Genomic DNA, 20,515 nt, shown 5'->3' with positions numbered 1-20,515 from the left:
TAAAAGCACCGCGAACAGGCTTTCTCTGGACATTTGGAAGGATTTTCTCATGCGGCCAAGCCGTCGTGCGCCCGATGAACTGCGTGCCGTGTCGCTGGAACGCGGCGTGGTCAAATATGCCGAAGGTTCCTGCATGGTGAAATTCGGCGACACTCATGTGCTGGTGACCGCCACGCTGGAAGAGCGCCTGCCGCCATGGCTCAAGGGCCAGGGCCGCGGCTGGGTCACCGCCGAATACGGCATGCTGCCCCGCGCCACGCTGGAACGCACCCGCCGCGAAGCCGCATCCGGCAAGCAGGGCGGCCGCACCGTCGAGATCCAGCGCCTGATCGGCCGCTCGCTGCGCGCTGCCGTCGACCTCGAAGCGCTCGGCGAACGCCAGATCACCATCGACTGCGACGTGATCCAGGCCGATGGCGGCACCCGCACGGCGTCGATCACCGGCGCATGGGTTGCGCTGGCCGATTGCATCTCGTGGATGAAGAACCGCAACATGTTCAAGAACGGCGGCGGCAACGTGCTGCGCGACAATATCGCGGCGATTTCCTGCGGCATCTATCAGGGCACCCCGGTGCTCGATCTCGATTATGCCGAAGATTCCGAAGCCGACACCGACGCCAATTTCGTGATGACCGGCGACGGCCGCATCATCGAGGTGCAGGGCACCGCCGAAAAAACGCCGTTCACGCAGGACGAGTTCCTGAAGTTGATGGCACTGGCGCAAAAGGGCGTCGGACGTCTGGTTGAACTCCAGAAAATGGCCATCGCGTGATTCCGCAAGTCATCAAGCAGGCGTAGACTCGCATCATGCATCGTCGAATCACTGGGAAGCTCGTCATCGCCACCCACAATCCCGGCAAGCTTGCCGAGATGCGCGATCTCCTGGCGCCCTATGGCATCGAAGCAGTATCGGCCGGCGAACTCGACCTCGCCGAGCCCGACGAGACCGGCGACACCTTCAAGGCCAATGCCGCCATCAAGGCGATTGCCGCGGCCAATGTCGCGCAATTGCCGGCCTTCGCGGATGATTCAGGCCTCGTCGTCGATGCCCTCGACGGCGCACCCGGCATCTTCTCGGCGCGCTGGGCCGGCGAGTCCAAGGACTTCACCGGCGCGATGACGCGGATCGAACGCCTGTTGCAGGAGCGCGGCGCGACCTCGCCTGACAAGCGCACCGCGCATTTCGTCTCGGCACTCTGCGTGGCGTGGCCCGACGGTCATCTCGAGGAAGTCGAAGCGCACGCCCATGGCACGCTGGTCTGGCCACCACGCGGCACTGCCGGCTTCGGCTACGATCCGACATTCCTGCCCGATGGTCACACCCGCACCTATGGCGAAATGACCGCGGTCGAGAAGCACGGGTTGCCGCCACTCGGCGAAGGCCTGTCGCATCGCGCCAGGGCATTCGTGAAACTCGCGGAGATCTGCCTTGAATCCCGCTGACGCACAGCAGGACGCTTTCGGCGTCTATGTGCACTGGCCGTTCTGCCTGTCGAAGTGCCCGTATTGCGACTTCAACAGCCACGTCCGTCATCACGCCGTCGACGAAGTACGTTTCGCGCGGGCCTTCGCACGGGAGATCGAAACCACGGCTGCCCGCACGCCCGGCCGTACGGTGACGTCGATCTTTCTCGGCGGCGGTACGCCGTCGCTGATGCAGCCACAAACCGTCGGCGCTATTCTCGATTCGATCGGTAAATACTGGAACGTCGCCTCCGACGTCGAAGTATCACTCGAAGCCAACCCGACCTCCGTCGAAGCGACGCGCTTTCGCGGCTATCGCGAGGCCGGCGTCAACCGCGTGTCACTTGGCGTACAGGCACTCGACGATGCGTCGCTGAAGTCGCTCGGACGTTTGCATACGGCGCGCGAGGCACTCGATGCCGTGGCCATCGCGCGCAGCGCGTTCGATCGATATTCGTTCGATCTGATCTATGCGCGCCCCGACCAGACCCCGCAGATGTGGACCGACGAACTCAAGCTCGCGATCTCGGAAGCCGCCGAACATCTGTCACTGTATCAGCTGACCATCGAGGAAGGCACGCCGTTCTTCGGATTGCACGCCGCCGGCAAACTCAAGACACCCGACGAGGGCCTCGCGCGTACGCTTTATGACGTGACGCAGGAGGTCTGCGCGCAGCAGGGCCTGCCGTTCTACGAGATTTCAAATCATGCCCGCCCCGGCGCGGAGTGCAAACACAATCTCGTCTATTGGCGCGGCCAGGAATATGCCGGCATCGGGCCTGGCGCCCATGGCCGCCTTGACATCGACGGTGTCAGACATGCCATCGCCACCGAAAAGCGGCCGGAAGCCTGGGTAATGCGCGTGGAAGACAACGGCCACGGTGTCACATCGGATGAGTTGCTCAATAGCGAAGAACGCGCCGACGAATATCTGCTGATGGGCCTGCGCCTTGCCGAAGGCATCGATCCCGCACGCTATCAGATGCTATCCGGCCGCGCGCTGGACGAGAAACGTATCCAGATCCTGCGCGAGGAAGGCGCCATCGTCGTGGAACAGAACGGTCGCCTGCGCGTGACGCAGGAGGGCTTCCCTGTGCTCGATGCTGTTGTGGCAGATCTGGCGGCGTAGGCGCTAAGCCCCGAAGCTCTTTGGCGAGCCCGCCACGGCCTGACCACCACCCGACGCGACCTTCATCACGGCGAGGCCGCGATCGTTACCGCCATCGCTGCGGAACCGGAACAGGCCATCGATGCCGGCAAAGCCTGATGGATTGGTGAGCGTTTCAGGTGCGAAGCGCTGTCCGCCCTGGGTGCGCGCCAAAGCGGCGACCAGCGCCACCGCATCGTAAGCAAGCGTCGCTGTACGCACGGGATCGCCGCCATATTTCGCGCGATAACGGCCGGCAAATGCACGAAACCCTGCGGGATCCGGCGCGGCATAGAGCCCGCCCTGCAGCGCGGCGCTGTTGAAGACGCGCGGATTGTCCCACAGGCCCGTGCCGAGCAATTGCACATTGCGCAGATTGGCACCGGCCGCGGTCAATGCATCGGCCGTTGCCACAACCGCGTCGCCATCGTCAGCAATGAACAACGCGTCGGCGCCGGTGAGCGATGCGGCGATGTTGCGTGCTGCGCTGGAGCGGTCAGCACCATAGCGCTCAAAAGCGACGACGCGGCCACCCTTGCGCGCGACGGCCTGCTTGAACGCAACTTCGACCACATTGCCATAGGCGTTCTCGGGCAGCATCGCCGCAAAGGAGCGTTTGCCCGTGCCCGCGGCGTAATCGACGATGCGATTGACGTCGGACTCGGGCAGGAAGCTGAGCAAATAGACACCACGGCCGGCGACGCTGGAATCGGTCGAGAACGCGATCACCGGCACGTTGCGCGCGCGCGTGAGCTGCGCGGTGGCCGGCACTGACAGCGCAAACAACGGTCCGAGAATGATTTCGGATCCTTCGTCGAGCGCCTGCTGGGCGGCCTGCTGCGCGCCCTGCGCGCTGCCATTGTCGTCCTTGATCAGGAGTTGAATGCTGGGATTCTGGAATTCGGTGAGCGCCATTTCGGCGGCGTTCTTCATCGACTGCGCGGCGACGCCAGCATTGCCGGAAGCCGACAGCGGCAGGATCAGTCCGACTTTCGTGCCCCCGGTGCCGATGGCTTGCGACTGCTGCGCCGGTCCGGCAGGCGGTCCCGACGGCGCCGTCGGTCCGGTGCCAAACGCATTGGTCAGCGTCGATTGCACACCCGCGCAGGCCCCGAGCAGCGGCGCGCCCAGCAGCAGGCCGACAGCCGTCCGCCGTGTTGCGCCCGACGTCGCGCCCTTGGTCCCGGATTTGGGGTCGAACGGATCCGCCATCACTTCTCTTCTTTCGGCCGTATCAGATCGGCCCGCCTCGTCACCCACTATATAGTGTGAGGCGCGGATTCAGACATATTGTCGGCAATAAGTTAACCAAAACAAAAGCTTTATGTCTGGCATACCCCGTCACCGCGGCCGGATTAGCACGACGGGAATGAACCATGGCCAAACGCCGAAAAAACGGCTGTCCCCCTTTGGCGCAATTCGCTCTACATTGTCGCCATGCGCGCAACACCCCTCTCCTCATCGACTGCTGACGCCGCGGCACCATCGGCCCGGACCTTCACGGTCTCCGGCCATCTGCTCATGGCACCGAAAGCTGTTCCGGGGCTGCATCTCGTAGCCACGCCGATCGGCAATCTTGGCGACATCACACTGCGCGCGCTGGAGACCCTGGCGGGGGTCGACATCATCGCCTGCGAAGACACCCGCATCACCCGCCGCCTGACCGAGCGCTACGGGATCACCGGCACACTCAAGCAATATCATGAGCACAATGCCGAACAGGCACGGCCAAAAATTCTTGAAAAGCTGTCGCAGGGCGCGTCCATCGCGCTGGTGTCGGATGCCGGCACGCCACTGATTTCCGACCCCGGCTTCAAGCTGGTGCGGGAAGTGACCGCAGCAGGCTTCAATGTGATTTCACTGCCGGGGCCATCCTCGGTGCTGGCCGCGCTGGCCGTCTCTGCCCTGCCGACCGATCGCTTTTTCTTCGAGGGCTTTTTACCGTCGCGGCAGATGGCGCGGCGATCCCGCCTGACCGAGCTGGCTGCCATCGATGCCACGCTGGTGATGTTCGACTCCGGCAACCGCGTGCAGGATACGCTGGCCGATCTCGCGGACATCATGGGCAACCGCGATGCGGCGATCTGCCGCGAACTCACCAAGATGCATGAAGAGATCAATCGTGGACCCATTGTCGATCTGGCCAAGGGGGCCGATGGGCTGGAGACCCGCGGTGAATTCGTGCTCGTCATCGGGCCACCGGCTGCGGATGCGCAGGCCATGACCGAGGACGATCTCGATGCCCTGCTGCGCAGCTCGTTGCAGCGCGACAGCGTCAAGGATGCGGTGGCGCATGCGGTCGAACTGTCCGGCCGGCCGCGCCGCGCCGTCTATGCCCGCGCGCTGGAACTGGCCAAGGAGATTCACAGGGACTCAGGCGATGGCGAAGACTGACAAAGTCTCCGCCCCGAAGCCCGCAGCCAAGCCGGCTGCGCCGGAGCGCGTCGCCGCGTTCAATACCGGCCTCTCCGCCGAAAGCTGCGCTGCCGCTTTGCTGCTGGCCAAGGGCTACCGCATCCTCGCACGCCGCTTTCGCACGCCCCATGGCGAGATCGACATCGTTGCCAGGAAGCGCAGCCTGATCGCCTTTATCGAAGTGAAGGCCCGCGCCAGCCTGGACGAGGCCGCCTATGCGGTGACGCCCCGCCAGCAGGCCCGGATCATGGATGCCGCCCAAGGCTGGCTGATGACGCATCCCGAACATGCGGAATTCGACCTGCGTTTCGACGTCGTGCTGATTGCGCCAAGACATTTGCCACGCCATCTGTTAGCGGCATTCGACGCCAGTACCTGAGTTTTCGCTTTCCCGACCACAATTCCGGACCCCAGCATGACCTTGAACGTCGCCGTCCAGATGGACCCCATCGCGCGCATCAATCACAAGGGCGATTCGACCTTCGCGATGCTGCTGGAAGCCCAGAAGCGTGGCCACAGACTGTCCTATTATACGCCGGACAAGCTCTCGCTGCGCGGCAATGACGTGGTGGCGCCGGTGCAATCGCTGTCGGTGCGCGACGTCGAAGGCGATTACTTCACCCTCGGTGAGCCCACCCGCACCACCATGGAATCCTTCGACGTGGTGCTGCTGCGCCAGGACCCGCCATTTGATCTCGCTTACATCACCTCGACGCATCTTCTGGAGCGCATCCATCCGAAGACGCTGGTTGTCAATGATCCAGCCTCGGTGCGCAACGCGCCGGAGAAGATCTTTGTGATGGGCTTCTCGGATCTGATGCCGCCGACGCTGATCTCGCGCGACAAGGACGAGATCAATGCATTTCGTGCCGAGCATGGCGCCGTGGTGATGAAGCCGCTGCACGGCCATGGCGGCGCAGCGGTGTTTCGCGTGCTGCCGCAGGACATGAATTTCGGTTCGCTCTACGATCTGTTCTCCGTGACCTTCAAGGAGCAGTGGGTCATCCAGCGCTTCCTCCCCGAAGTGAAGCATGGTGACAAGCGCATCATCCTGATCGACGGCGAATTCGCGGGTGCCGTGAACCGCGTGCCGGCTGAAGACGATTTGCGCTCCAACATGGTGCGTGGCGGCGCCGCCAAGGCCACCGAACTCTCGCCGCGTGAGCGCGAAATCTGCGAACGTGTCGGACCGGCACTGCGTGATCTCGGTCTGCTGTTCGTCGGCATCGACGTGATCGATGGCAATCTCACCGAGATCAACGTGACGTCGCCCACGGGCATTCGCGCCATCGCCAAGCTTGGCGGACCGGATGTCGCGGCGCGGGTCTGGGACGTGATCGAAGCGAAGCGGAAGTAAACTCCGCTCGCGTCACTCGCTGCGCTGCGTCAATACTTGACGCAGCAGTTTGAATTCCATTTGTCGCAATTCTCCGCCTGCTGCTTTTGCTTGCCAGTCATGGACGGCAAGCGCAGCATGCCGATGCACGCTCGACCAATCGAGCGGCCCGCTACATGTGGCGGCAAGCAAAAGCATATCAGTGGAGAAACGCATGACTTCAGAAGTTTCGCGAAGGTCCCTGCTCTCGCTCGGCGCTGGTTTGGGCGCAAATCTTCTCGCTCCCGGCCTCATCGGCAGCGCATCGGCCAAGGCACCAAAGCTCGGCACACAGGCGCCCTACTTCCACCGTTTCATGTTAGGCAGCGCGGAAGTCACCGTTGTCTCCGACGGACCTTTGCCGCTCGGCGATCCCTCCGGCACATTCGTCGGCGTACCCAAGGAAGACGTGCAGAAGATGCTGACGGATAATTTCCTCAGCAGCAGCAATGTCGTGCTCGAACAGAACGCGCCGATCATCAACATGGGCGACAGACTGATCCTGTTCGACACCGGCATGGGCACGTCGCAACTGTTCGGCAACACCACGGGTCGCCTGCAGAAAAGTATGGCCGAAGCCGGTATCAAGCCCGGCGATATCGATGCCGTGGTGTGCTCGCACGCCCATATCGATCATATCGGCGGCATCGTCGATGCCAATGACAAGGCGCTATTTCCCAACGCGCAGATCTATCTCAGCGAGGAAGACTTCAAGTTCTGGACCGACGAAGGCAAGCTCGGTTCGCCGCTCAAGGACTTCATCGTCCATGCGCGCAAGAACCTGCTGCCGGTGAAGGATCGCCTGGTGTTCTTCAAGGACGGCCAGGAGTTCCTGCCCGGCGTTACCGCCATGCATGCGCCGGGCCATACGTTCGGCCACCACATGTTCATGATCCAATCGGACGGAAAGTCCTTCGCGTTCCTCGGCGACCTCACCCATCATCAGGTGCTGTTGCTGGAGAAGCCGCGCATGGAGTTCGCCTATGACTCCGATCCGAAGATGGCGGCAGCGACGCGGGTGAAGATGCTCGACATGCTCGCAGCCAACAAGACCGCCGTGATGTCCTATCACTTTGCCTGGCCGGGTTATGGCCATGTGGTCAAATCGGGCGACGGCTTCCGCTATATCGCCGAGCCGATGGTGATGAATCTCTAGCGGAAATCCTGCGACTTTCCTGCGGCGATCTTGAGACAGTGACCGCCGCAGGAATTCCGCATCAATTTATCCTCACGCCGCGGATGAGGCGTCCCTCGGACGTCTCTCCGCGCCGCGTTTGTAGATCCGGAACGTGCCACGTCCGGCATCCTTCGCCGCATAGAGCGCCGAATCGGCCATGGCTGCCAATTGCGATGACGTGCAGTTATCGGCCAGCGCGATGCCGACCGATGCGCCAACCCGTAACTGTTGTCCGCGATGATCAATCGGCAGTCCCAACTGCGTGACGATCGCACGCGCCGTCTCCGAGGCTTCCTCGAATTCCGCGTGAGGCCCCAGCAGAACCGCGAATTCGTCACCGCCGAGTCGTGCGACCAGTTCCGCACCGGCACAGATGTTGCGAATTCGATTTGCAACGACGGTCAGGCAGGCATCGCCCGCTGCGTGGCCGAAACAGTCATTGACCGGCTTGAATTCATCGAGATCGATCAACAGCAGCGCGCCGAACGGCTTCACCTTGATGGCCGACGCCGCATCGAACAGCGACAGCTTGGTTTGAAACTGGCTGCGATTGGCGAGGCCGGTCAGCGTATCGAATTCGGCAAGATAGCGATTGCGATCCGCCAGAATTTTCTCTTCGGTGATGTCTTGCTTCATGCCGAAGATGCGGACGGCAACGCCGTCGACCGACTCGACAGTGGCCGTGATCCTGATCCAGCGCCGGTTGCCCTTGAAGGTGATGATCTCCGCATCGAGACTGAAGCCCGTGCGATCCTCGATGGCCTTGCTGCGCCGCTTCGTCAGTTCCCTGACGGATTCTTCGGGATAACAGGCGAGCGCCTCCTCGCGAATCGGCGTCGAGCCACGCGGTAGATCGAAGATGTCATAGACAACATCGGTCCAGACCAGCGATTCATCGGAGAGGTCGCATTCCCAGACGCCGATTCGCGCTGCCGCCGAGGAGCGATCGAATATCTTCCGGCTATGCGCCAGCGAAGCAGCCTGTTGATCGATGATGGCCTGCTGGACTTCGATCTGCGCCTTCAGCGCAGCGATCAGGTCGGCGTCATCCGGAGCGTCTGGCGGCATCGACAAGCGATCTGACATCTGCGGGCACCCAGTCTTCGTCTCGAAGCTCATAGGATGCTTTGCATGACGTGTTTAAGATTTTCTACGCCAATGGCCTACTTCAGCCAAAACCGGCATACTTTACCGCTACATTTCGTTCACTGATTGTTCTTGAAGTAGAAGCAACCTTAGGTTACGCTCTCATCTCGAATGAGGGCGGCATGGTTCAACGGGTTTCCACCGTAGCCTTTGAGGGGATCGAGGCCCGCGCGGTCGACGTGCAGGTTCAGGTCGTGCCCGGCCTGCCGAATTTCCTGATCGTCGGCCTGCCCGACAAGGCGGTGTCCGAAGCGCGCGAACGGGTCCGTGCCGCGCTGGTCGCCTCGGGTCTGGCGCTGCCGGCACGGCGGATCATCGTCAATCTCGCGCCCGCTGACTTACCCAAGGAAGGCAGCCATTACGATCTGCCGATCGCGCTGGGATTGATGGCCGCGATCGGCGCGATTCCGCCGGATGCATTGACGGGCTTCACCGTGCTCGGCGAACTCGGTCTCGATGGCTCGCTCGCTCCGGTCGCCGGCGTGCTGCCGGCTGCCATCGGCGCCAATGCGCGCGACGAGGGATTGATCTGTCCGGCGGCTTGCGGGGCAGAGGCGGCCTGGGCCAGTCCCGATATTCAGATCATTGCCGCGACGTCGCTGATCCAGATCGCCAATCACTTCAAGGGCACGCAGGTTCTGTCGCGGCCGCAGCCGAAGATACATGCGCGTGAGGAAACACTGGTGGATCTGCGCGACATCAAGGGACAGGAAAGCGCCAAACGCGCGCTGGAGATCGCTGCCGCCGGCGGCCACCATCTATTGATGGCGGGATCGCCAGGTTCCGGCAAATCCATGCTGGCGGCACGGCTGCCATCGATCCTGCCGCCGCTATCGCCGGCGGAACTCCTCGAAGTCTCAATGATCGCGTCGGTGGCCGGCGAGATCAAGGACGGTGCGCTCACCTCACGCCGGCCGTTCCGCGCACCGCATCATTCCGCCAGCATGGCCGCACTCACCGGCGGCGGGTTGCGCGCGCGGCCGGGCGAGATTTCGCTGGCGCATCAAGGCGTGCTGTTTCTCGACGAACTGCCGGAGTTCGATCCGCGCGTGCTGGATTCGCTGCGCGCGCCGCTTGAGAATGGCGAGGTGGCGGTCTCGCGCGCCAATCACCGCGTCACCTATCCCGCGCGATTCATGCTTGTTGCTGCGATGAATCCATGCCGCTGCGGTCACGCTTTCGAGCCGGGCTTCTCCTGCAAGCGTGGCCGCATCGATCGCTGCACCTCGGATTATCAGGCGCGCATCTCGGGCCCCTTGATGGATCGCATCGATCTGCGCATCGAAGTCCCGGCGGTGACCGCGGCGGATCTCATTCTGCCGCCACCGTCGGAAGGTTCCGCCGAAGTCGCGGCGCGTGTCGCCGCCGCGCGCGATCTGCAGACCATGCGCTATGCGGCGGCGGGATTGCCGGGCACACATACCAATGCCTCCGCGCCCGCCTCTGTGTTGGAAACGGTTGCGCAGCCGGATGCGCAGGGGCTGATATTGTTGCGCGATGCCGCCGAAACGATGCGACTGACCGCGCGCGGTTATCACCGCGTACTGCGCGTGGCGCGGACGCTGGCGGATCTCGACGGCGCCGAGAAAATCGGGCGGCTGCATCTGGCCGAGGCGTTGTCTTATCGCGCGCTGGCGGAGGACGTTCGCCGCGCGGCGTGAATTTCCGGCAACGCCCCTGATGTGGACGTCAACGCGATAGTAACGAGTTTTGTTTACGCTCTGCTCACCATAACCCCGCGTTACGGGGCCAGGGCGAGTACCGTGTCATGCTGCGTTTCAAGATTTTAGCCTCGACGATTCCCCTGGCGCTGGCAGCCTTTCTCGCCCGCGGCGATCTCGTAGCCGGCACGCATCCCTGCATCTCCACCGGTGAGACCAGCGTCCAGATCGCCACCATGCCCTGGCAGGCGCAATCGCATGTCAGCTTCACCAGCGATCCCTTTCAGGCGACCGTCCGTGTGCAAATCGTCGATAGTGCTGACACCGCCGACTTCGTCGTACTTGATGATGTCGATGCCGCGGAACCGGATGCTTGTCCCGTCACTGCTGCGACGCGCTTCATCCGCATTGCCGACACATCCGCGAGTTCGGAACCCGTCATCTATCTGTCGGAGGAAGGTGACGCCGACCACCGGATCTTCGTGAAGTCTCGCAGCTTCACGGCGCGTGATGCCGCTGCGCTGATCGTCAGTGCCCACAGCCGCAGCCCGGCGCGGATGGCAGCGGCCAGCCTCTAGGCCGCGCATTAACGCTTCATCAACCATGTCTGCGCGGGCAAATTCAAAACTGCCACCGCGCAAGCACTTGGCAACAACATACCCGCATTGTTTCTGATATCTGCGATCGCCTGATCGCGGCCTGTATTCGCGTGCAATCGCGAGCCATGATGTGACAAGCCGGAGTGCTGATCTGTGGCGAAAGGTGTCTTCCGGATCAAGGTCTACTTCCGCCGCTTCGCGCGCCGTTTTCCGTGGCTTGCTTTTGTCATCCGCTCCTTCGTGATGTTCTCGGCTGCCTTCGGTGGCGCCTATGGTTTCATCTCAGGTTCGACCTCGAAAGACTCAGGTTACGACCCGCACGCTTTTGCGATCGGCGCCAGCTTCCTGTTCGCGCTGGCCTGCGTCGCCCTGGCCACCATGAGCATCCGCATGCGCTTCATGGGCAAACGGATGCGCAAACTGGCTGCGCATAATGAAGCCTTGGTCGACCGGAACTGGGAATTGAAGGAAGCCGAAGAGCGCGCGCGCAGCCTGTTCGAAGCGCAAGGCGACCTGATCGTAATCCGCAACAGCGAAGGCTGCATCACCTTCGTCAACGATGCCTATTGTGCGCTGGCGGAACAATCACGCGAAGCATTGATCGGCAGCCGTTTCGAACTCACGCTGCTGGAGCAGGGCGATATCGCCAACGAGCCCAACGGCACCAGCATGCACGATCAGAAGATCGCCACGGCGACCGGTCCGCGCTGGATCGCCTGGCGCGAAGGTCTGGTGCGGATCGATGCGGGCCAGCCCGCCGAGTTGCAATGCGTCGGCCGCGATGTCACCGACCGCACCCAGACCGAGCGCGCCCTCGGTGAAGCGCGCGACCATGCCAATGCCGCCAACCGCGCCAAATCGCGGTTCCTCGCGATGGCGTCGCATGAAATCCGCACGCCGCTGAACGGCATTCTCGGCATGAGCGGCTTGCTGCTCGATACGCCGCTGACACCCGAACAGACCACTTACGCCAAGGCCGTGAAGACCTCCGGCGAGGCGCTCCTGTCGCTGATCGAGGAGCTGCTGGATTACTCCAAGATTGAGGCCGGCAAGATCGATCTGGAACATCGCCCCTTTGCACTAGCCGGATTGATCGAGGACATCACCGAATTGCTGGCGCCGCGTGCGCAGGCCCGCAATCTCGAAATCGCGGCCTATGTCGACGAGCGACTGCCGCTAACAGTGATGGGCGATGCGGCGCGCCTGCGCCAGGTGCTGCTCAATCTCGCCGGCAATGCCATCAAGTTCACGGCGACCGGCGGCGTGGCGCTGATCGTTGAGCCCGGCATCTGGCCGAACGAAATCTCTTTCCTGGTGCGCGACACCGGCATCGGCATCGCGCCGGATGCGCAGCAGCGCATCTTCCGCGAATTCGAACAGGCAGACGAGGGTACCGCGCGCCACTATGGCGGAACGGGTCTTGGCCTCAGCATCAGCGAGCGTATCGTCAAGCGCATGAACGGCCGCATCACGCTACAGAGCACGCTCGGTGCCGGCTCGACATTCGAAGTATCGATCCCGCTCGCCGTATCTGACAGCGGCACCGCGACTTTCATGGCACCCGATCTTACCGGCCTTTCGGTGATGCTGGTGGCGCCGCAGACCATCGAAGCCTCACTGACGGCCCTGCGGCTCGGGCGCTGGGGGGCACAGACTTGCACCGTGTCCGATATTGCCGTCGCGCAAGCCCTGCTACCCGAACGGTCGTGGCATGCCGTCATGATCGATCGCGCTCTTGGTGCTGACGCTGCCGAGCAGCTTGCGAACGCTGCAATTCCGCACGCGCTGCGACGGATCGTACTGTTCACGCCGGCGATGCGTCATGAGCTGCAGCCTACAACACCGAGTGCGTTCACCGGCTATCTGGTGAAGCCACTGCGTGCGACCTCGCTCGCCGCGCGTCTGACATTGCAGACGGACTCACCGACAATCGCCGCCGATGATCCGTTGGATCGTGATCCGGCCACATCGGAACCGACGGCGGCGATGGCACCCAGCCTCTCGATCCTAGTCGCCGAAGACAACGAGATCAACGCGCTACTGATGCGCTCGTTGCTGACGCGGCTGGGCCACAAGCCCGTCGTGACCACCAATGGCGAAGAGGCACTGGAATCCTGGCTCGCCTCCGACTCCGCAGGCACGCCCTATGATCTCGTCCTGATGGATATCCAGATGCCGAAGCTCGACGGCATCGAGACCACCAAACGCATTCGCGCGCGCGAGGCCGGTCAACGCGTCAGGCGGACGCCGATCCTGGCCCTCACAGCGAACGCACTGGTCGAAGATCGCTATGCCTGTTTCGAGGCCGGCATGGACGGCTTCCTAATGAAGCCGCTGGACCGCGACAAGCTCGCCGAAGCCCTCAAGGGACTCGCCAAGACTCGGCACGTCGCCGCCTAGCAGCTCCACCTTCGCTGTCACACCCCCGCAACACGCCCGTCACACGGCTGTTGAGCGCCCGTGATGTCTGGTGCGGATAAGCCGCATCGATGATTCGCGTGATGCCTGCGGCACAAGGCGATTGAGTTGGGGATGGCCATGCACGGCAACGAACTGGTGCGACCGAAGCAGGGTTTCATGCAGATGTTGCGGCCCCAGAACATGAGCGCCGCCGCGCAGACGGCGATCACCTGGTTCAAGCCGCCGCTGCATCTCGATCCGGCCAACGGTATTCCCGTCGCCACGAGTTCGCTGGGCCGGATGGGTCCGCTCGAAGTTCGCCTCGCGCAGGACAAGCGCGACGTGAAGCGCGCGCAGCGTCTGCGCTACAAGGTATTCTACAAGAACGGCACCGCGATCGCCGACGCCGCCACTATGCTGGCACGCCGCGACAAGGATGCATTCGACAAGATCTGCGATCACCTTCTCGTCGTCGATCACGATGCCAAGCCCACACTGTCCGGCAAGCAGCCGGTGGTCGGCACCTATCGCCTGCTACGCCATGAGGCTGCCATGCAGAATGGCGGCTTCTATACCGATAGCGAATTCGATCTGTCGGGGATGATCGAGCGCCATGCCGGTCTGCGGTTTCTCGAACTCGGTCGCTCCTGCGTGCTGCCGCGCTACCGCAACAAGCGCACCGTCGAATTGCTGTGGCAGGGCATCTGGAGCTACGTGCGGCAGAACAAGTTCGACGTCATGATCGGCTGCGCCAGCTTTGAAGGCACCGATCCGGATCGCCTCGCGCTGCCGCTGTCGTTCCTGCACCACAATGCGCGTGCCCCCGAGGCCTGGCGCGCCCGCGCGCATCCGTCGCGCTATGTCGAGATGAACCGGATGGCCGCGGATGCCATCGACACCAAGGCGGCGCTTCGTGCGCTACCGCCACTGATCAAAGGCTATCTACGGATCGGCGCCATGATCGGCGACGGCGCCGTGATCGATCATCAGTTCGGCACCACCGACGTCCTGATCGTGATGCCGGTGACGTCGATCGGCGCACGCTATATCGAGCATTTCAGCACGGACGCCTCACGCCACGCGGCGTAATCGCTTAGAGGCGGCGCAGCGCGACGTTTTCCACCACGTGATCCGCGCCCTTTTTGAGGATAAGCGTCGCACGCGGTCGCGTTGGCAGGATGTTGTCTTCGAGATTGGCGAGGTTGGTGCGCTCCCAGATCGCCAGCGCCGTCGCCGTCGCTTCTTCATCCGACAGCAATGCGTAGCGATTGAAGTAGGATCGCGGATCGTGGAATGCGGTGTCGCGCAGCGCCAGGAAGCGGCGCACGTACCAGTCGCGCAGCACCGGTTCGTCGGCATCGATATAGACGGAGAAGTCGAAGAAGTCGGAGACTACAGGCACGGCCTTGCCGTCGCGCGGCAGACGCCCGGTCTGTAGCACGTTGACGCCTTCGACGATCAGGATGTCGGGCTGATCGACCTCGACCCACTTGTTTGGGACCACGTCGTAAGTGAGATGCGAATACACAGGCGCGCGGACGGCATTGCGGCCGGCTTTGATGTCACTGAGAAACTGTAGCAGCGTCGGCAGATCGTAGCTTTCGGGGAAGCCCTTCTTCTGCATGATGCCTTCGCGCTCGAGCACCGCGTTCGGATAGAGAAAGCCGTCGGTGGTGACGAGATCGACCTTGGGCCGCGGCGACCATCTTGCGAGCAGTGCCTGCAGCACGCGGGCGGTAGTCGACTTGCCGACCGCCACCGACCCGGCGACGCCGATGATATAGGGCATCTTGCGATCCTCGATGCCGAGGAACCTGCGCTGCGCGTAATACAGACGTTGCGTCGCCGTGACATAGATCGAGAGCAGGCGGGACAGCGGCAGGTAAATCTCTTCGACCTCGCGCAGGTCGAGGCGATCATACATCGAACGCAGGGCGGCGATCTCGCCGGCCTCCAGCGTCATCGGCGTATCGTCGCGCAGCTTGGCCCACTGCTCGCGCGAGAAATTCCGATAGGGATTGTATTGTTGGTCTGCCCGCATATCCATGAAGCGGTCCCCGTTGTGATCGACGCTGTTACTCGCTCTTGCGCGACGCTTTCTCTTGCAGTCCGGATTGGGACGTGCGCTGACCGAGCGCCGCCTCGACCTCCTGAATCGTTACGCCGCGCGCTTTCAGCAGCACCAGCAGATGAAACAGCAGGTCGGCACTTTCATTGATCAGATTGGTGCGATCGTTCTCGACCGCCGCGATCACGGTTTCGACCGCTTCCTCGCCGAATTTCTTGGCGCAATGCTCCGCGCCCTTGTCGAGCAGCTTGCGGGTATAAGACGCGTCGCCACCCGCCGCCGCGCGGGCGTCGATGGTGTCGGCGAGATCGTGAAGCGTAAAAGCCATTTCGGCGCCTTGTTGGCTGGGCAGCGCAGACTCCTGCCAGAGATTGACCTAGGGGTCGAGCCGCATCGGCAGTCCGGCCCGGACCATATGCTCCTTGGCCTCGCGAATGGTAAATTCCCCGAAGTGAAAAATCGAGGCCGCCAGCACCGCGGTGGCGTGGCCGCTCCTGATACCTTCGACCAGATGATCGAGATTGCCGACGCCGCCCGAAGCGATCACCGGTACGCCGACGCTGTCGGCGATGGCCCGGGTCAGTTCGATATCGAAGCCGGAGCGGGTGCCGTCGCGATCCATCGAGGTGAGCAGGATTTCACCCGCGCCCAATGACACGACTTCCTGGGCAAACTCGATCGCATCGATGCCAGTCGACTTGCGGCCGCCATGGGTAAAGATCTCCCAGCGCGAGCCGGACCGTTTGGCGTCGATCGCCACCACGATGCACTGATCGCCGAACTTCTCGGCGGCTTCCTTGACGAACTGGCGATTGGCCACCGCGGCCGAATTGATCGAGACCTTGTCGGCACCGGCGCGCAGCAGCGTCTTGATATCGTCCACCGTACGCACCCCACCGCCGACCGTGAGCGGCATGAAGCAGGCTTCAGCGGTGCGACGCACCACATCCATCATGGTACCGCGGTTTTCGTGGGTGGCGTTAATGTCGAGGAAAGTGAGTTCATCGGCGCCAGCCGCATCATAAGCGATCGCAGCCTCGACGGGATCGCCGGCATCGCGCAGGTCGACGAAGTTGATGCCCTTCACCACGCGTCCATCCTTGACGTCGAGGCAGGGGATGACGCGGACTTTGAACATGGCTCGGTCCTTATGCCGCCTGCTTGATGAGTTTCAGCGCCTCGGCCGGATCAATCCGCCCGTCATACAGCGCACGGCCGGAGATCGCGCCTTCGAGCTTCGCAGCACGTGGCTCAAGCATGGCCTTGATATCATCGATGGAGGCGAGACCGCCCGAGGCGATCACCGGAATTGAAATCGAATCTGCCAGCGCAATCGTCGCATCCCAATTGATACCCTTGAGCAGACCGTCGCGCGCGATATCGGTGAAGATGATGGCGGCGACGCCAGCATCTTCAAAACGCAGCGCGATTTCCAGCGCAGTGACGGTCGAGGTCTCAGCCCAGCCTTCGACGGCAACCTTGCCGTCGCGGGCATCGAGGCCGACGGCCACCTTGCCAGGGAATTTCTTCGCGGCTTCCTTCACGAGCGCGGGATCGCGCACCGCAGCCGTGCCGATGATGACGCGGGTGATACCTTTGGAAAGCCAGGCTTCCACCGTCTTGAGATCGCGAATGCCGCCGCCGAGCTGCACCGGCATCTTGATGACCTTCAGCATCGACTCCACAGCCTGCGCATTCACCGGCTTGCCGGCAAAGGCGCCATCGAGATCGACGACATGAAGATATTCGAAGCCTTGGGTCTCGAAGTCGCGCGCCTGTGCTGCGGGATCGAGGTTGAACACAGTGGCGCGCGCCATGTCGCCCTGCTCAAGGCGAACGCACTGGCCGTTTTTCAGATCGATGGCGGGAAAGAGAATCACGGCTTCCACTTCAGAAAGTTCGAAATCAGAGCCAGCCCGAAACGCTGGCTCTTTTCGGGATGAAATTGCGTACCGATCGCGGTGTCCTTGCCGACGATGGCAGTGATAGGACCGCCGTAGTCGGCGCGTGCCAGCACATCGGCCTCGTTGACCGCGTTCAGGTGATAGGAGTGCACGAAATAGGCGTGTCGACCCTTCGGGCCGAGCGGCAGGCGCTCCAGCACGGCGTGCTCACGCACCATATCGAGCGTATTCCAGCCCATATGCGGGATCTTCAGATTCTCTTCGCGCGGCTGGATCTTCTCGACATCGCCGGCGATCCAACCCAGCCCGTCGGTCGTGACGTGCTCCTTGCCCTTGGTCGCCATCAGCTGCATGCCGACGCAGATGCCGAAAAAAGGTCGAGCCTTGTCGCGCACCGCTTCGGTCATCGCCTCGACCATGCCGTCCAGCGAATCCAGTCCCTTGCGGCAATCCGCAAAGGCGCCGACGCCGGGCAGCACGATGCGATCGGCGCGGAACACCGCTTCGGGATCGCGCGTGACGATGATTTTCTCCGGCACATCCATGCTGCGCGCGGCGCGCTCGAACGCTTTCGCTGCGGAGTGCAGGTTGCCGGAGCCGTAATCGATAATGGCAACGCTCACCGTGTCACTCCCGGTTGCGGGAATAACCCGATGATGTCGTTTTGCGCCGGAGACGGCGGACGTGAGAAAGACTGGCTGGGAACGTGACGGGTCGGCGGCGGACCGCCGCGATCGCTCGCCCACTGATCGTTGACTGCGTTGTGCTGCGCGGTCCAGCGATCGAAGAAGCGACGCTCGGCGGCATCCTTGTTATCGGCGACGACCACATCAAGCTGACGCCACTTGCCGCGCGACAGCGTCCAGCGGCGCAGGCTGGCGGCCTCGAAGCCCATCAGCAGCGCGAACAGCAGCATCACGACGAAACGGGCGCCGAGATCGACCTTCAACATCGACAGCGCGACTTCGCCGGCGATCGACAGCACGACATAGCCGAGCAGTGCCCACCACAGCCGATGATAGATCAGCCAGATGAGGCCGGCGACGAACGCCCAGAAATGGAATCCATCGCGCACGAACTCGAACTTGTCCGTTGCCGCAAACGGCTCAGGGCCGGCACCGCGAGGCGCATGAACTGTGTAGACCGGCATGGCAAACTCCGCCCGAAACCATAGAGGCCGATCAGCCGCCGAGCTGACCCTTGGTGGATGGCACTTCGCCGGCATTGCGCGGATCGATCGCAACACCCGTCCGCAGTGCCCGCGCCAGACCCTTGAAGCAGGATTCGGCAATGTGATGGCTGTTCTCGCCATATAGGGTTTCGACGTGCAAAGTCACGCCCGCATTGCCGGCAAAGGCGTTGAACCACTCGCGCACCAGTTCGGTGTCGAATTCGCCGATCTTGTGGGTCGGGAAAGTCGATTTGAACACCAGCACCGGCCGGCCGGAAATATCCAGCGCCACCCGGGTCAGGGTCTCGTCCATCGGCATATAGACCGAGGCATAGCGCGTGATCCCGGCCATGTCGCCAAGTGCCTGCTTGACCGCCTGGCCAAGCGCGATGCCGACATCCTCCACCGTATGATGGAAATCGACATGGAGGTCGCCGACCGCCTTCACAGTGACGTCGATGCGGGAATGGCGGGCGAGCAGATCGAGCATATGGTCGAAGAAGCCGATTCCGGTGGTCGATTTGGATACGCCGGTACCGTCGAGGTTCACGGAGACCTCGATATCGGTTTCCTTGGTCTTGCGCCTGATCGTCGCCGTGCGCATGAAAACGCCTCTCCGCCTGCTGAAAACGCGCCCTTTTAACAGGGAGATGACACCTTCGCTACCGCGGGAGAGCCGATTCCGGACCGATCTTTGCCCCTATGGTGACCGGAATCCGCGCGCATCGGCCGCTGGCCTATGCTTCGTCGCCGGATTTGCAACGGCCGGTATCCGTGCCTAGATCAGGCGCTCAAGAGGGTTTCCATGAACGCATCCTATTCGGCCTCCCATGACGGATCGTCTCCGGTCTGGCACGGCACCACCATCCTGACCGTCCGCAAGGGCGGTAAAGTCGTGATCGGCGGCGACGGCCAGGTCTCGATCGGCCAGACGGTCATCAAATCCAACGCCAAAAAGGTCCGTAAACTGGGCAAGGGCGACGTGATCGGCGGCTTTGCCGGCGCCACGGCGGACGCCTTCACGCTGTTCGAGCGTCTCGAAGCCAAACTGGAGCAGTATCCCGGCCAATTGACCCGGGCGGCCGTCGAACTCGCCAAGGACTGGCGCACCGACCGGTATCTGCGCCGGCTGGAAGCCATGATGATCGTCGCGGACAAGGACGTCTCGCTGGTGCTGACCGGCACCGGCGACGTGCTGGAGCCGGAAGCCGGCGTGATGGCCATCGGCTCTGGCGGCAATTACGCGCTGGCGGCAGCGCGGGCGCTGGTCGACACCGACCAGGATGCCGAGACCATCGTGCGCAAATCACTGGATATCGCCGCCGATATCTGCGTCTACACCAACCGGAACGTGACGCTGGAAATGCTGGAGGCATGACCGTCGCGGGTCACAATACCCGCGCGTCGTCCGGCAGCGACCTCTCGGTCAAGCAGGGCGTCGTCATCGCACTCGGCCTGCTCGCCCTGCAGGCGACACTTCTCTATGCGATGGGCCGGTTGCCGATCTGCGCGTGCGGCTATGTGAAGCTCTGGCATGGCGTGGTGCTGAGTTCGGAGAATTCACAGCACCTCACCGACTGGTACACCTTCTCCCACATCATCCATGGCTTCCTGTTTTACGCCGCCACCTGGCTGCTGTTTCCACGACTGTCCTGGATCGCGCGGCTGATCGTCGCCATGCTCATTGAAGGCGGCTGGGAGCTGCTGGAAAATTCGAGCTGGATCATCGAGCGCTATCGCGCCGGAACGATGTCGCTGGATTATTTCGGCGACAGCATCGTCAATTCGCTGGCTGACACACTGTCGATGATCACGGGCTTCATCTTGGCGCGGAAGCTGCCGGTCGCCGCGACCGTCGCGATCGCGCTTCTGTTCGAGATTCTGGTCGGCCTGCACATTCGCGACAATCTCACTTTGAACGTGATCATGCTGATTCATCCATTCGAAGCGATCCGAACCTGGCAGGCCGGGCCACCCATTATCTGATC

Annotated in this window: 23 protein-coding genes; 13 read left to right on the top strand and 10 right to left on the bottom strand. The window is 62.6% G+C overall.

The annotated features are described in order from the left end of the window. Positions 1–49: 49 nt before the first annotated feature. From rph to hemW, 3 genes are read left to right on the top strand one after another with little or no spacing between them, the layout of a single operon-like run. Entirely contained in the window at positions 50–772 is a 723-nt protein-coding gene (gene rph / locus AB7813_RS20260) for a ribonuclease PH (RefSeq protein WP_093757824.1), read from the top strand. A 35-nt stretch (positions 773–807) separates the two neighbouring features. After that, on the top strand, positions 808–1,443 hold the full coding sequence (gene rdgB / locus AB7813_RS20255; protein ID WP_439065440.1) for an RdgB/HAM1 family non-canonical purine NTP pyrophosphatase: 636 nt from the start codon (positions 808–810) through the stop codon (positions 1,441–1,443). Continuing rightward, positions 1,430–2,593, top strand: a complete 1,164-nt coding sequence (hemW, locus tag AB7813_RS20250; protein ID WP_093757822.1) for a radical SAM family heme chaperone HemW — start codon at positions 1,430–1,432, stop codon at positions 2,591–2,593. The genes rdgB and hemW overlap by 14 nt, the downstream gene beginning before the upstream one ends. A gap of 3 nt (positions 2,594–2,596) precedes the next feature. On the opposite strand, the gene AB7813_RS20245 is transcribed toward hemW, so the two are convergent. Then, positions 2,597–3,823: a penicillin-binding protein activator gene (locus tag AB7813_RS20245; RefSeq protein WP_093757821.1), complete on the bottom strand. Its 1,227-nt coding sequence runs from the start codon at positions 3,821–3,823 to the stop codon at positions 2,597–2,599. A 225-nt stretch (positions 3,824–4,048) separates the two neighbouring features. Here AB7813_RS20245 and rsmI point away from each other — a divergent pair, with 225 nt between their 5' ends. The 3 genes from rsmI to gshB are packed head-to-tail and all read left to right on the top strand — an operon-like array spanning position 4,049 to position 6,383. Next, positions 4,049–5,005, top strand: a complete 957-nt coding sequence (gene rsmI / locus AB7813_RS20240) for a 16S rRNA (cytidine(1402)-2'-O)-methyltransferase (protein WP_439065439.1) — start codon at positions 4,049–4,051, stop codon at positions 5,003–5,005. Continuing rightward, a complete protein-coding gene (locus AB7813_RS20235; RefSeq protein ID WP_439065438.1) occupies positions 4,992–5,405 on the top strand; it encodes a YraN family protein in 414 nt (137 codons plus the stop codon). The genes rsmI and AB7813_RS20235 overlap by 14 nt, the downstream gene beginning before the upstream one ends. A 36-nt stretch (positions 5,406–5,441) precedes the next feature. Continuing rightward, complete coding sequence (gshB, locus tag AB7813_RS20230; RefSeq protein WP_439065437.1) at positions 5,442–6,383, top strand: glutathione synthase; 942 nt, start codon at positions 5,442–5,444, stop codon at positions 6,381–6,383. A gap of 12 nt (positions 6,384–6,395) precedes the next feature. Here gshB and AB7813_RS20225 read toward each other — a convergent pair whose 3' ends face one another. Continuing rightward, positions 6,396–6,578 (bottom strand): hypothetical protein, encoded by a 183-nt coding sequence (locus tag AB7813_RS20225; protein WP_141137046.1) that lies wholly within the window; start codon positions 6,576–6,578, stop codon positions 6,396–6,398. On the opposite strand from AB7813_RS20225, the gene AB7813_RS20220 reads away from it, so the two are divergent. After that, complete coding sequence (locus AB7813_RS20220) at positions 6,577–7,557, top strand: MBL fold metallo-hydrolase (protein WP_439065435.1); 981 nt, start codon at positions 6,577–6,579, stop codon at positions 7,555–7,557. The genes AB7813_RS20225 and AB7813_RS20220 overlap by 2 nt on opposite strands. A 72-nt stretch (positions 7,558–7,629) precedes the next feature. Here the strand turns inward: AB7813_RS20220 and AB7813_RS20215 are convergent, their stop codons facing one another. Then, entirely contained in the window at positions 7,630–8,664 is a 1,035-nt protein-coding gene (locus tag AB7813_RS20215) for a diguanylate cyclase domain-containing protein (RefSeq protein WP_439065434.1), read from the bottom strand. A gap of 182 nt (positions 8,665–8,846) precedes the next feature. Between AB7813_RS20215 and AB7813_RS20210 the strand changes: the two genes are divergently transcribed. The 4 genes from AB7813_RS20210 to AB7813_RS20195 all read left to right on the top strand — a co-directional run bounded on the left by AB7813_RS20210 (position 8,847) and on the right by AB7813_RS20195 (position 14,473). After that, on the top strand, positions 8,847–10,385 hold the full coding sequence (locus AB7813_RS20210; protein WP_439065433.1) for a YifB family Mg chelatase-like AAA ATPase: 1,539 nt from the start codon (positions 8,847–8,849) through the stop codon (positions 10,383–10,385). Between the two features lie 107 nt (positions 10,386–10,492). Beyond that, positions 10,493–10,963: a hypothetical protein gene (locus AB7813_RS20205; protein WP_439065432.1), complete on the top strand. Its 471-nt coding sequence runs from the start codon at positions 10,493–10,495 to the stop codon at positions 10,961–10,963. Between the two features lie 174 nt (positions 10,964–11,137). Continuing rightward, positions 11,138–13,384, top strand: a complete 2,247-nt coding sequence (locus tag AB7813_RS20200) for an ATP-binding protein (RefSeq protein WP_439065431.1) — start codon at positions 11,138–11,140, stop codon at positions 13,382–13,384. A gap of 138 nt (positions 13,385–13,522) precedes the next feature. After that, a complete protein-coding gene (locus tag AB7813_RS20195) occupies positions 13,523–14,473 on the top strand; it encodes a GNAT family N-acetyltransferase (RefSeq protein WP_439065938.1) in 951 nt (316 codons plus the stop codon). A 4-nt stretch (positions 14,474–14,477) separates the two neighbouring features. Here the strand turns inward: AB7813_RS20195 and coaA are convergent, their stop codons facing one another. The 7 genes from coaA to hisB are packed head-to-tail and all read right to left on the bottom strand — an operon-like array spanning position 14,478 to position 19,131. Continuing rightward, complete coding sequence (gene coaA / locus AB7813_RS20190; protein WP_309941501.1) at positions 14,478–15,431, bottom strand: type I pantothenate kinase; 954 nt, start codon at positions 15,429–15,431, stop codon at positions 14,478–14,480. A 28-nt stretch (positions 15,432–15,459) separates the two neighbouring features. Next, positions 15,460–15,780 carry a phosphoribosyl-ATP diphosphatase gene (locus tag AB7813_RS20185; RefSeq protein ID WP_089263096.1) on the bottom strand — a complete coding sequence of 107 codons (321 nt, stop codon included), beginning with the start codon at positions 15,778–15,780 and terminating at the stop codon, positions 15,460–15,462. Positions 15,781–15,828: 48 nt separating this feature from the next. Beyond that, positions 15,829–16,590, bottom strand: coding sequence for an imidazole glycerol phosphate synthase subunit HisF (gene hisF, locus AB7813_RS20180; RefSeq protein ID WP_439065430.1), 762 nt, complete (start codon positions 16,588–16,590; stop codon positions 15,829–15,831). Between the two features lie 10 nt (positions 16,591–16,600). Next, on the bottom strand, positions 16,601–17,332 hold the full coding sequence (hisA, locus tag AB7813_RS20175; RefSeq protein WP_439065429.1) for a 1-(5-phosphoribosyl)-5-[(5-phosphoribosylamino)methylideneamino]imidazole-4-carboxamide isomerase: 732 nt from the start codon (positions 17,330–17,332) through the stop codon (positions 16,601–16,603). Then, the gene (gene hisH, locus AB7813_RS20170; RefSeq protein WP_439065428.1) at positions 17,329–17,979 is read right to left on the bottom strand and encodes an imidazole glycerol phosphate synthase subunit HisH; all 651 of its coding nucleotides are present in this window, start codon (positions 17,977–17,979) and stop codon (positions 17,329–17,331) included. Before hisH ends, hisA begins: the two co-directional genes overlap by 4 nt. After that, a complete protein-coding gene (locus AB7813_RS20165; RefSeq protein WP_089263100.1) occupies positions 17,976–18,506 on the bottom strand; it encodes a DUF2628 domain-containing protein in 531 nt (176 codons plus the stop codon). The genes hisH and AB7813_RS20165 overlap by 4 nt, the downstream gene beginning before the upstream one ends. 31 nt (positions 18,507–18,537) lie before the next feature. Beyond that, a complete protein-coding gene (hisB, locus tag AB7813_RS20160; protein ID WP_439065427.1) occupies positions 18,538–19,131 on the bottom strand; it encodes an imidazoleglycerol-phosphate dehydratase HisB in 594 nt (197 codons plus the stop codon). Positions 19,132–19,332: 201 nt separating this feature from the next. Between hisB and hslV the strand changes: the two genes are divergently transcribed. Together hslV and AB7813_RS20150 are read left to right on the top strand one after the other, a co-directional pair. Then, positions 19,333–19,905, top strand: coding sequence for an ATP-dependent protease subunit HslV (gene hslV, locus AB7813_RS20155; RefSeq protein WP_068730238.1), 573 nt, complete (start codon positions 19,333–19,335; stop codon positions 19,903–19,905). Continuing rightward, positions 19,902–20,513: a DUF2585 domain-containing protein gene (locus AB7813_RS20150; RefSeq protein ID WP_439065426.1), complete on the top strand. Its 612-nt coding sequence runs from the start codon at positions 19,902–19,904 to the stop codon at positions 20,511–20,513. The genes hslV and AB7813_RS20150 overlap by 4 nt, the downstream gene beginning before the upstream one ends. Positions 20,514–20,515 lie beyond the last annotated feature (2 nt).

It is taken from the genome of Tardiphaga sp. 20_F10_N6_6 (genome assembly GCF_052076045.1).
GTDB classification, from domain to species: Bacteria; Pseudomonadota; Alphaproteobacteria; order Rhizobiales; family Xanthobacteraceae; genus Tardiphaga; species Tardiphaga robiniae.
Note: the sequence above shows the minus strand (reverse complement) of the source record. Positions and strands in the feature narration are given on the sequence as shown.